General features: G+C 61.3%; 10 protein-coding genes. 3 read left to right on the top strand and 7 right to left on the bottom strand.

What is annotated here, in order from left to right; translation table 11 throughout:
• Positions 1 to 173: 173 nt before the first annotated feature.
• Positions 174 to 1,082, top strand: coding sequence for an RNA polymerase sigma factor RpoH (rpoH, locus tag ACPYOP_RS24695; RefSeq protein ID WP_481412913.1), 909 nt, complete (start codon positions 174 to 176; stop codon positions 1,080 to 1,082).
• 82 nt (positions 1,083 to 1,164) lie between these two features.
• On the opposite strand, the gene ACPYOP_RS24690 is transcribed toward rpoH, so the two are convergent.
• From ACPYOP_RS24690 to ACPYOP_RS24680, 3 genes are all read right to left on the bottom strand, one after another.
• Entirely contained in the window at positions 1,165 to 3,534 is a 2,370-nt protein-coding gene (locus tag ACPYOP_RS24690; protein ID WP_481412912.1) for a hypothetical protein, read from the bottom strand.
• Positions 3,535 to 3,595: 61 nt separating this feature from the next.
• Positions 3,596 to 4,891 carry an adenylosuccinate synthase gene (locus ACPYOP_RS24685; protein WP_481412911.1) on the bottom strand — a complete coding sequence of 432 codons (1,296 nt, stop codon included), beginning with the start codon at positions 4,889 to 4,891 and terminating at the stop codon, positions 3,596 to 3,598.
• 345 nt (positions 4,892 to 5,236) lie between these two features.
• Complete coding sequence (locus tag ACPYOP_RS24680; protein WP_481412910.1) at positions 5,237 to 6,094, bottom strand: GNAT family N-acetyltransferase; 858 nt, start codon at positions 6,092 to 6,094, stop codon at positions 5,237 to 5,239.
• A gap of 327 nt (positions 6,095 to 6,421) precedes the next feature.
• Here ACPYOP_RS24680 and ACPYOP_RS24675 point away from each other — a divergent pair, with 327 nt between their 5' ends.
• Together ACPYOP_RS24675 and ACPYOP_RS24670 are read left to right on the top strand one after the other, a co-directional pair.
• Positions 6,422 to 7,744 carry a UDP-glucose dehydrogenase family protein gene (locus ACPYOP_RS24675; RefSeq protein ID WP_481412909.1) on the top strand — a complete coding sequence of 441 codons (1,323 nt, stop codon included), beginning with the start codon at positions 6,422 to 6,424 and terminating at the stop codon, positions 7,742 to 7,744.
• 71 nt (positions 7,745 to 7,815) lie between these two features.
• Positions 7,816 to 8,820: an NAD-dependent epimerase gene (locus ACPYOP_RS24670; RefSeq protein WP_481412908.1), complete on the top strand. Its 1,005-nt coding sequence runs from the start codon at positions 7,816 to 7,818 to the stop codon at positions 8,818 to 8,820.
• 9 nt (positions 8,821 to 8,829) lie between these two features.
• Here the strand turns inward: ACPYOP_RS24670 and ACPYOP_RS24665 are convergent, their stop codons facing one another.
• From ACPYOP_RS24665 to ACPYOP_RS24650, 4 genes are all read right to left on the bottom strand, one after another.
• Positions 8,830 to 9,360, bottom strand: a complete 531-nt coding sequence (locus ACPYOP_RS24665) for a flavin reductase (RefSeq protein ID WP_481412907.1) — start codon at positions 9,358 to 9,360, stop codon at positions 8,830 to 8,832.
• A gap of 181 nt (positions 9,361 to 9,541) precedes the next feature.
• Positions 9,542 to 10,270 (bottom strand): class I SAM-dependent methyltransferase, encoded by a 729-nt coding sequence (locus ACPYOP_RS24660; RefSeq protein WP_481412906.1) that lies wholly within the window; start codon positions 10,268 to 10,270, stop codon positions 9,542 to 9,544.
• A 69-nt stretch (positions 10,271 to 10,339) separates the two neighbouring features.
• A complete protein-coding gene (locus ACPYOP_RS24655) occupies positions 10,340 to 10,729 on the bottom strand; it encodes a RidA family protein (protein ID WP_481412905.1) in 390 nt (129 codons plus the stop codon).
• Between the two features lie 61 nt (positions 10,730 to 10,790).
• Positions 10,791 to 11,720 carry a DMT family transporter gene (locus ACPYOP_RS24650; RefSeq protein WP_481412904.1) on the bottom strand — a complete coding sequence of 310 codons (930 nt, stop codon included), beginning with the start codon at positions 11,718 to 11,720 and terminating at the stop codon, positions 10,791 to 10,793.
• Positions 11,721 to 11,821 lie beyond the last annotated feature (101 nt).

Raw genomic sequence — 11,821 nt, 5'->3', positions numbered from 1 at the left:
TCACGCTGCAATAACGCTTGCGTGACCGGATCCTTGAATCACCATTTCGCCGTACTTATCTTTACATTGGTTCAGTGCGGGGTTCTCGAACCCGTACGCCTTGGTCCGCTTCGCAGAAGGCACGCAATACGCCCCCAGAAGGAACCAAATCTTGAATAGGAGGGTGCACAATCATGGCCCGTAATACCTTGCCATCCATTGCCGCCGGTGAAGCCGGCCTCAATCGTTATCTCGACGAGATCCGCAAGTTCCCAATGCTGGAACCGCAGGAAGAGTACATGCTCGCCAAGCGCTATGCGGAACATGCCGACCGTCAGGCCGCGCATAAGCTCGTCACCAGCCATTTGCGCCTCGTGGCAAAGATCGCCATGGGCTATCGCGGCTATGGCCTGCCGATCGGCGAAGTCGTGTCCGAAGGTAATGTCGGCCTGATGCAAGCCGTCAAGAAGTTCGATCCGGAACGCGGCTTCCGTTTAGCCACCTATGCCATGTGGTGGATCAAGGCCTCGATCCAGGAATATATCCTGCGTTCGTGGTCGCTGGTGAAGATGGGCACGACCGCCAACCAGAAGCGCCTGTTCTTCAACCTGCGCCGCCTGAAGGGCCGTATCCAGGCCATCGACGACGGCGATCTGAAGCCGGAACATGTCACCGAGATCGCCACCAAGCTGAAGGTCTCGGAAGAGGAAGTCGTTTCGATGAACCGCCGCCTTTCCGGCGATGCGTCGCTGAACGCGCCGATCAAGGCTGCCGAAGGCGATTCCGGCCAGTGGCAGGATTGGCTGGTGGATGATCACGAGAGCCAGGAAGACGTGCTGATCGAACAGGACGAGCTCGACACGCGCCGCCGCATGCTGGCGCGCGCCATGGGCGTGCTGAACGATCGCGAGCGCCGCATCTTCGAGGCACGCCGCCTCGCCGATGAGCCGGTGACATTGGAAGATCTCTCGACCGAATTCGACATCAGCCGCGAACGCGTCCGCCAGATCGAGGTTCGCGCCTTCGAAAAGGTTCAGGAAGCCGTGCAGAAGGATGCGCTGGAACGCGCCAAGGCGCTGCGCGTCGTCGAAGCGACCGCCTGAAGCCTCGGACGGTTTCAACGGGTAGAAATGAAAAGGCGGGCCGCAAGCCCGCCTTTTGCTTATTCATCTATGTCAGAAAGCCTTACTGACCGCTCGACGCGACGCCGCCAAGTGCCTGCCATTCCGAAATTGCCCTGTTGAAGGCATCGGCGCCGGTCGGACCCTTTTCCATCGTCAGCAGGGCGCGCCGGCCGTTGCGATAGACGACCGGAATGTCGATCCAGTTACGGCTCTTCAAGAGATCGAGGTTGGTCTTGCGCGCATCCGGGAAATCGTTGAGCGCGACCATGTAGACATCGTCTGTCACCTTTGCCGGCACCGCGATCAGCGCATCGCCGCGATCCTGCTCGGTCGACTTCAATGCAACGCGCTGGACATTATCGATCGCCCCACCTTCGAATGTCGGGGGAACCTGGAATGCCAGCTCGATCAGATGGCTTGCCGGAAGCGAGGAATCCGAATTCCGCGAAACGGTGATCGTGGCGGTCAGGCCGCGATCCGGAACAGTGATAAGCCCCTGTACCGAAGGCTCGGGCCGGCCGTCGGCCCCCTTGCCTTCCTGAACGGACCAGGTGACGGTACCCTGGAAGGCGGATGGCGACGTCTGGCCAAGACGCTCCTCATAAAGGAACACCTTCTGCCCATCGGTAGCCGTCGCCGTCTGCTGCGTCACGGGCGGCGGTTGATTGGCCGGTGCCTGCTGTTGCTGGCTGGTCGCGGGTGCCTGCTGGTCCGTGGAAGCGGATTGGCTCGGCGCGGCAGTCTGAGGCGCCTGGGTCTGCGCGGCAGCGGCATTGTTCGCAGGCGGTGTCGCCGTTGCGGACGGTGCGGCGGAAGCAACATTCTGCTGCGCAACGGACTTGCCCTCGACGACACCCGGTTGACCGTTCGGGGCCGGCCCTTGATCGTCTTCGCTGCCATTGGCCAGAAGACGCTGCGTGAACTTCGTGTTGACCGTATTCGGGTCACTGGTCACCGCGGCAACATCCGTATTGCTGGTGCCCGAGGGCTGCTTGTTCGCCGTATTGTTCTGCTGCGGCGCAGCCGCCTGCTGCTGGGCAGGGGCGGAAGCGTTACCGTTCTTCGAGGCATTGTTGCCGGCCGTATCCGCAGCCGGTGGCGTCGCCCCGTTCTTCGTTGCCGAGCTGACGAGTTTCGTCACCATGTTGTTGAGCGCATCACGGTTCAGCCAAGCCGCGTAGCCACCTCCCCCGACGACCGCAAGTCCCACAAGCGTGACGATGATGCCGGTAACGTTGAGACGCCGGCGCTTCGGCTCCATGCGGAAGCTGCGGCCCTGCAGTTTTGCCGCCATGGCCTGATCGAGATCAGGCGGAACAGAGGAGGCACCGCCCCGCTCGTCTTCCGCGCGCTTATCGAAGCCGGCAAGCTCCTTGAGTTCGCGCCAGCCATCGTTGGCCGCATCGGCATTCGGTGCCGCCTTGCCGGGGGAATGCACATCCGCAAAGAGATCGACGTCGTCAAAGGCGTTTTCCGGCATCTGCCGAGCCGGCTGCTGGACCGGCGTGGCAGCTGTAGACGAAGACTGCAATTCCTCGAAGACATCTGCATCCCAGACAAAGCCCTTGTTTATGGCGGGCGCCTTCACGGTATCGGATGCCTCGACGGGGTGGCCGAACGGCGTCTCCGCGAAAGCCGCGGCCGGCATGACCGACTCGGGCTCGGAACGACGAGCCGGCGCATCCACTTCGGCCCAGATCTGCTCGACCTGGCTGATGACGTCGTCAACCGGCGTGGACTGCGCGCGTTGCCCGGGCGCGGCGTGGACGGGCTCCACGGCAACCGCCGGCGCTTCCTCCACATGATGTTGTGGCTCGTCCCGATAAACCGGATCGAGGGTCGGCTCCTCGTCTATCTCGGCATGGTGCTCGACGCCGGCATGTTCGGCAGCAGGAGCATGGGGCTCCTCTTCCCGATGCGGCTCGCTCCATTCCTCGACAGGCTGATGCTCATGTGCATGGTCCTGCTCGACATGCGAAGCCGGCTCCTCGTAAGCGGGCTCCTCATGGACAGGTTCTTCATGAACCGGCTGGGCAACGTCCGGCTCCTCTTGGGCATGAACCTCGGTCGGAGCGGCTGCGGGCTCTTCCACATCCGCTTCGGCATGGACTTCTTCAGCCGGATACTGCTCGTGAACAGGCTCGGGAACAACATCCTCGTGCACCGCAGGCTCATGCACCGCAGCCGCATCCGCGACCGGTTCGTCGGCTCCAGGAAGGGCCTCGGCATGCTCTGCCTCGACCTCGACGATCGCTGCCTCGAGCTTGTCGAGCTGACGGCGCAGCATTTCCTCGGGCGGGCGCGGCTTCATGCTCTCGAGCTGCCGCTGTACGGCACCACGAGCTCGATCGTAAACCTTGACCCGCATCTCGGGAGTATTGTCCGTCAGGCCGTCAACGGCCCGTCGAATAACTGCTACAAAATCCGCCATCAGTACTTTCTCATGATGCCCGGCGGGCAGCCGGGCCGGGATTCGTCATAGATACGCGACTTTAGCCCTCAAAGGGGTCAGTCACAAGTATGGTATCCTCGCGCTCGGGACTGGTCGAAAGCATCGCCACCGGTGCTCCGATCAGCTCTTCCACCTGGCGGACATATTTGATGGCCTGCGCCGGCAGATCGGCCCATTTGCGGGCGCCGACGGTCGATTCCTTCCAGCCTTCGAGCGTAATGTAGATCGGCTCGACGCGGGCCTGCGCCGCCTGGCTGGCCGGCAGGTAGTCGATTTCCTTGCCGTCGAGCGTGTAGCCGACGCAGATCTTCAGTTCGTCGAGGCCGTCGAGAACGTCGAGCTTGGTAAGTGCGATACCGGTGATGCCCGAGGTCTTCACGGTCTGGCGCACCAGCACGGCGTCGAACCAGCCGCAGCGGCGCGGACGACCCGTGTTGACGCCGACTTCGCGGCCGACGGTCGACAGATGCTTGCCGATCTCATCATGCAGCTCGCAGGGGAACGGCCCCTCGCCGACACGGGTCGTATAGGCTTTGGTGATGCCGAGCACATAGCCAAGGGCTGTCGGGCCAAGGCCGGAACCTGCCGCTGCCTGTCCGGCCACCGTGTTGGACGATGTCACGAACGGATAGGTGCCGTGGTCGTTATCCAGCAACGCCCCCTGGGCGCCTTCGAAGAGGATGCGGGCGCCGGCCTTGCGCTGCTCGTCGAGCAGCCGCCAGACCTGGTCGATATAGGGAAGAATATGCTCCGCAACGGAGCTGAGCTCTTCATGCAAGGCATCGAAGGAGATCTCGTTGACGCCCATGCCGCGGCGCAGCGCATTGTGGTGGGTCAGAAGCCGGTCGATCTTGGCCGGCAGCGTTTCCGGCTCGGCGAGATCAATGACGCGGATGGCGCGGCGACCGACCTTGTCTTCATAGGCGGGACCGATGCCGCGGCGCGTCGTGCCGATCTTCGTGCCGCTGTTGGAAGCCGCATCTTCGCGCATCGCGTCCAGATCACGGTGCAGCGACAGGATCAGCGGTGCGTTCTCGGCAATGCGCAAGACATCGGGGGTTACCGCGATGCCCTGGGCGCGCAGCTTTTCGACTTCAGCGACGAAATGATGCGGATCGACGACGACGCCGTTGCCGATGACGCTGAGCTTGCCGCGCACCAGCCCGGAGGGCAGCAGCGCCAGCTTGTAGCTGACACCGTCGACGACGAGCGTATGACCAGCATTATGGCCGCCCTGAAAGCGTACAATCACATCGGCGCGTTCCGAAAGCCAGTCGACAATCTTGCCCTTGCCTTCGTCGCCCCACTGCGAGCCGATCACTACAACGTTCGTCATTTATCCATTCCCGCTTCCTGCGCGCAGCCGCGCGCCTTGCTCAAACCCGCGCATCTATAAAGCTTTGTTTTTGGGAAAGCGACCCTGTTGTCTCAGGAGATTCGGCTTTTTGCATGACGAATCAGCGCCTCCAACAGGATTTTTCCCGGCTAGCGGCTGGGCGCGGCCTGCGAATAGCCCCATCCTGCTAGCCGCCCCTCCTCATCAAAGGCCAGGCTTGTGCACGAGGACATGGAAATATTCGTGCTCTGCGAAGCCATCGCACCGATTGTATGCTGATGCCGCGATCACTCTTCTATCGAGGACCAGCTGCTCTCGTTCCTGGCCGGCGCAAGAGGCGTGCGGCTAACCGAGCTCAAGCGTGGTTACGCCAAAAACGCGATCGAGCGGTATTTCCGGTGCCTTGCCGCGATACATGCGAGCGGTTTCGAAGACCGGCGAAAGACCGCAATCTTCCGCAAGCTTGATGGCATGAGCATTGTTCACCGGCACATCCAGATAGACCGGCGCACCCTTGGCCTTCGCAAGCAGTTTGCTCAGCAGGGCAAGCGCCACGTCCGGCTTGTTGGCGAACAGCGGGCCGATCTTATAGCCTTCGAAACAGCGCCGGATGGTGCCATAGCCGCGAACCCTGCTGCCGCCACCCACGATGAAGGACGTGCGCCTCTCCGGAGCGCCGCACCAGGCCCGAATGAAGGAATGGCGCAGGCCGGGAAAAATTTCCGCATCATAATGCACCAATCCGTCGAGCTTGCCGTCGGTTATAAGCACCACCTGCCTTGCCTGCTGCTCCTCTACGTCAGGCACCTTGGGGATGCCGCCATAGCGCAAGGTCCGGTAAGCGGTCTCGAAACCGTGCCGGCGATAGTTTTCCTGTTGCGCGACGACGCCGTCCAGTCCGACGGTACGATTGCCGGCAAGCGCCATGCCCTTGTTCCAGAGCTGCTTGCCGTATCCCCTGCCGCGAAGCTCCGGATGGAGAATATAAAGGCCAAGAAACGCGAAAATCTCGCCGTATCGAACGACGGAGATGCAGCCGACCGGCACCTCTCCGATCGCGCCGACCAGAAAGCCGGATGGATCCGCTTCCCAGAAGGCCGGAGCATCATCGACACCGGGGTTCCATCCCTCTTGCCGAGCCCATTCCAGAGCAAGCTCCAGCTCGCCAGCCCGCATTGTACGCACGGCAAAAGTCGACTTCATGCAATAGTCCCGAACCGCCCATTACACAGCCGCTCCCCACGGAACGATTGCGCCCAATTCATCATGCGGCAACATGATGCCAATCACAAGCCACAGCGATGATAAGCTTGAAATACAAAGGCTTCGTTTCACGCGCAGTGCAAATAACAGCACCAGTGGAACGACAGTAAATCAACCGTCTTTTGTGACATTTCTATTGCAATTCCTCCGGCCGGGTCGTCGCATATAGGCGTCCCCCGCGATCCTGTGTATAAGCACATTCAATCGCCAATGCCGGTTTCATGCTTTGACGCGAGATCCGGCGCCAGCAAAGAGGAATGAAGTTTCATGCGCATCACGATGATCGGCTCGGGTTATGTGGGACTGGTGTCCGGCGTCTGCTTTGCCGATTTCGGCCATGACGTCATCTGCGTCGACAAGGACGCAAGCAAGATCGAGGCGCTGCGACGCGGTGAAATACCGATCTTCGAACCGGGCCTGGAGCAGCTCGTTGCAGACAATGTCCGCGCCGGTCGCCTCTCCTTCACCACGGACGTGGAGACGAGCGTCGCCGACAGCGATGTCGTCTTCATCGCCGTCGGCACGCCGTCACGGCGCGGCGACGGCCACGCCGACCTTTCTTACGTTTATGCTGCCGCCCGCGAAATTGCCGAGCATGTCAAAGGCTTCACCGTCATCGTCACCAAATCGACCGTGCCTGTCGGCACCGGCGACGAGGTCGAGCGCATCGTGCGCGAAACCAATCCGCAAGCCGACGTCGCCATCGTTTCCAATCCGGAATTCCTGCGCGAAGGCGCCGCCATCGAGGATTTCAAGCGCCCCGACCGCATTGTCATCGGCCTCAATGACGAGCGCGCCCGCGGCGTCATGACGGAAGTCTATCGGCCGCTCTACCTCAACCAGGCGCCGCTGCTCTTTACCTCCCGCCGTACGTCGGAACTGATCAAATACGCCGCCAATGCCTTCCTCGCCATGAAGATCACCTTCATCAACGAGATGGCCGATCTCTGCGAGAAGGTGGGCGCCAACGTGCAGGAAGTCTCGCGCGGCATCGGGTTTGACGGCCGCATCGGTTCGAAATTCCTGCATGCCGGTCCAGGCTATGGCGGTTCCTGCTTCCCAAAGGACACGCTGGCGCTCGCCAAGACGGCGCAGGATTACGATAGCCCCGTGCGCCTGATCGAAACGACCGTATCGATCAACGACAACCGCAAGCGCGCCATGGGCCGCAAGGTGATCGCGGCCATGGGCGGCGATATCCGCGGCAAGGCGATCGCTGTCCTCGGCCTGACCTTCAAGCCGAATACCGACGACATGCGCGACAGCCCTTCGATCTCGATCATCCAGACGCTGCAGGATGCCGGCGCCACGGTAACGGGCTATGATCCGGAAGGCATGGACAATGCCCGCCAGGTGATCGACAACATTGCCTATGCGGACGATGCCTACAGCGCCGCGCGCGGCGCCGACGCGCTCGTCATCGTCACCGAGTGGAACCAATTCCGCGCGCTGGATTTCGCCCGGCTGAAATCCGTCATGAAGGCGCCGGTCCTCGTCGACCTCAGAAACATCTATCGCCATGACGAGGTCACAAAGCACGGCTTTGCCTATACAAGCGTCGGCAGACCCTCGAGCGACGCCACACTTTAGAGCGTTTACGCATTCCGAACGGAAAACCGCTACGCACTTTTCCTGGAAATGCTTTAAGCAAAGGCCGACCAATGCGCTATCTCATCACCGGCACCGCCGGCTTCATCGGATTCCACCTCGCCAAGCGCCTGCTCGACGAGGGTCATTTCGTGGTCGGCTTCGACGGCATGACGCCCTATTACGACGTCAGGCTCAAGGAGAAGCGCACGGCCATCCTCGCCCGCTCCAACGGCTTCAAGGCCGTCACCGGCATGCTTGAGGACAAGGCGGCGCTCAACCATGCCGCCGAGCTCGCCGAACCCGATGTGATCGTCCATCTCGCCGCCCAGGCCGGCGTCCGTTACAGCCTCGAAAATCCACGCTCTTACGTCGATTCCAATCTCGTTGGCTCATTCAACATCCTGGAGCTGGCAAGAGATCTGCAGCCGAAGCACCTGCTGCTCGCCTCGACCTCTTCCGTCTACGGCGCCAACGAGAAGATCCCATTTGCCGAAAGCGACAAAGCCGACGAGCAGATGACGATCTACGCGGCGACCAAGAAGAGCATGGAGCTGATGGCGCATAGCTACGCCCATCTCTTCCACGTCCCCACGACCGCTTTCCGCTTCTTCACGGTCTATGGCCCCTGGGGCCGCCCGGACATGGCGCTGTTCAAGTTCGTCGACGCCATCCGCAACGACAGGCCGATCGAAATCTACGGCGAAGGCAAGATGAGCCGCGATTTCACCTATATCGACGATCTCGTCGAAGGCATCGTGCGCCTTATCGGCGTCGTGCCGTCGGAGGAAAACCGGGTCGTATCGGAAACGATCATCGACACCTTGTCGAAGAACGCCCCCTTCCGCGTCGTCAACATCGGCGGTGGCCAGCCTGTTGGCTTGATGACCTTCGTCGAGACCATCGAGACGATGCTCAGCAAGAAGGCGATCCGTCACATGCTGCCGATGCAGCCCGGCGACGTGCATAATACCTATGCCGTGCCGGACCTGCTGGTGGCGCTCACCGGCTTCAAGCCGCAGATTGAAGTCGACGAGGGCGTGCGCCGCTTCGTCGAGTGGTATCAGGAAAATTATTGAGGAAGCGGGCTATCCGGCCGGGTGATAGGCCCGGTCGAAATAGATAAGCCCCTGCCCGCCGTTGCGCAGGCGGATAGCATCGACCTCGCACATCAGGATATCGTGCGTCCCGCCATCGGCCTGGCGCACGATGCGGCAGTCGAAGGAAACAAGCGCGTCCTCGAGCGCCGGCGAACCGGTCGATAGTTCCGACCATGCGGCTGCCGCGAAGCGCTCGGCGACCGGCGTCTTGCCGCCGAAAAGACGCGAAAGGTCCTGATGACCTTCCGACAGTACGTTAACGCAAAGCACGCCGTTCTCGGTCACAGCGGGATGAACCGAAGCGCCACGATTGAGACAAACCAGCAGCGTTGGCGGGTTGTCGGTGACGCTGCAGACGGCAGTCGCGGCAAAACCGGCAAGCCCTGCCGGGCCGTTGGTCGTGACGATGTTCACGGCTGCCGCCATACGCGCCATGGCGTTGCGAAATTCGGTTCGCACAGCATCGGGATCGGCGACGGGCACCGCCTTCTCCATCGCCACGGACGTCTTCATGTTCATTCCCACTATCCCTACAACTCGCGCCGGACAGCCCACACTATCGAGAGGAGCGATGCGCCTCAAGAAACGACATTTTACAGAAGCGACCCGCAGTGAGCAATTAATTCTCTATAAAAACTATCAACAAAAGGAAAAATCATTCGCTCGGGGATGAAGCTTCGGGAGCATGCCGACTCCAATCTCAAGTCCGAGTCGAAATCAGGAGAAACATCGGCCGCTCGCGCTCGATTGCCCAATCCGGATGGGCAGCGAGATCCTCGTCGCTCGGCGACCATTCCTCGACATGCTCGATAGAAAAGCCCGACTTGATCAGCAGGTTCAACGTCGTGCCCATCGTCCGGTGTTGCTTGACGACGCCTTCGGCGAGCCAGTTCGTCACCCGCGGCCCTTCGATCTGATAGGCGCTGAGCGGCCAGATCTTGTGACCCTCCGCATCGACCTGCCATCCCGGCTGCCGTGGCGCCATATAGATCGGATGTTCGATCGAAAAAATCAGCCGGCAGCCGGGCTTCAGGGCCTGGCGGATCGTCGCCAGGAGCCCTGCAAAGCCTTCGATATAGTGGAAGGCCAGCGAACTATAGACGAGATCGAAGGCCGCCTTGGGAAGCTGAAGCTTTTCCAGATCGGCTCGATCGTAGCGAACGCGTGCATCCGCCGCCTCGGCGCGAGCGCGCTCCAGCATCTTCTCAGAGACGTCGAGGCCCAGCACGCTGGCGGCCCCCTGCCCGACCGCCCAACGGCAGAACCATCCGAAACCGCAGCCGAGATCGACGACGTCGAGGCCTTTCATGTCAGCCATCAGAGCGCGGATGGCAGGCCACTCGGCCGCACCCGCCAGCCCGTCGACCGAGCGCTGCAGGCGGCTATACCCTTCGAAGAAGGCCGGATCGTCGTAGATATTTTGGGTCATGTTCGTCTCCTGCAGATCGGCGATGTCGATCCGGCAGCACGGATTTAAAAGCCCGATTCATTGGTCAGGTCACATCACCTTAGCCGCCGTGACCTCGACCTCCACAAGAAATTCGGCCCGCGTAAATCCTCCGACGATCAGCAATGTGGAGACCGGCTTGGGATCCAGGATATAGCGATCCCGCACGGCCATATAGGCGGGAAAATCTTCGCGCGTAGTAACGAAGCCGGCGATACGGATGACATCGGCAAAGCTCATGCCGGCCTCATCCAGGATGGCATTGATCGCCTTGAAACACATCTCGGCCTGGACGGTAACGTCAGCCGGAATACGGTCATCGAGACCGATGCCGAGTTGGCCGGATGTGACCAGCAGGCTGGCGCCCGGCGGCACCAGCAGGCCGTGATTGTAATTACCGAAAGGGCGGCGGACGGATGGGGGGTTGAATACCTTTTTCATCGATATCGACTCCTCGTGATCGGGACGATTTCAACATTTTGAGGCGCAGTCGACAACCCGTTCAATGTGCTTGTGCTGATGTAACCACTCGATTTCGGCGTACTTCCAACAGGATATGTCCGAAAAGTGCGGCAAGCACGATCGGCCCACCGATCAACGTCGCCGTCGACGGACGCTCGGCAAAGACCATCCAGACCCACAGCGGCGTCAGGGGCACTTCGAGCGCCGTCAGCAGGGCGGCGTCGGAGGCCGGAACCAGCCGCGAGCCGAAGGTGTAGAGACTGAGGCCCATCGCATTCTGGATGATGCCGAAGGCGATGATCAGCCCGAGATCCTGCCCGGACAGGGAAAGCGGCGAGGCAAACCAGAAGGTGATGAAGGAGCAAAGCCAGGCGGAAAGCGCCATGGCCGGCAGCATCGGCACATTGCGATGCTGGCGCATGACGACGGCAAGGCAGGCGACGGTCAGCGTCATGATGGCGGCGAGCGCCTTGCCGAGCCAGCTGCCGCCATCGCTCGCATGCCCGGAAAGCATGACGAGCACGCCGATGAAGGCGATGCCGCTGGCAATCAGCGTCCTCAAATTCGGGCGCTCGCGGATGAAGAGGAAAGCGACGCCCGCAGTGACGAAGGGCACTGTCGCATAGATAACCATCGCATCGGCAACTGACGTATAATAGATCGAGCCGATGCCGCTGATCATGGATGCGGTGGAAAAAATCGTCGCCGCCAGCGAAGGGCCGCCCATGGAGCGCAGGACGCGAAAGGCGTTGCGGCGCTCGATATAGAAGAACAGCGCGAAGACACCGAGGCCAGAGACGATCCCACGGCAGAACAGGATCGTCATGAGGTCGGCATGAATCGCGCGCACGAAGAGACCCGATGTCGACCAGGCGAGCGCCGAGAGCGCGACATAGGCCACGCCCAACCTGTATTGCTGCTGTTCCGCCAGCGTCACGATGGAATCCCTCGCCCTGTAGCGGCAGATCATTAACGGGAGCCCCTGAACTCTACAAGCTAAGCTTGCGCCGCTAGGTGTCGGTGGCGCCGGAAGATGACAAGGGTTGCAGGAAGGCCACGATACATTGCGGC

It is taken from the genome of Rhizobium sp. KNZ2-6A (assembly GCF_056755475.1).
The sequence above is the reverse complement of the archived record's forward strand: the minus strand, read 5'-3'. Positions and strand labels throughout refer to the sequence as shown.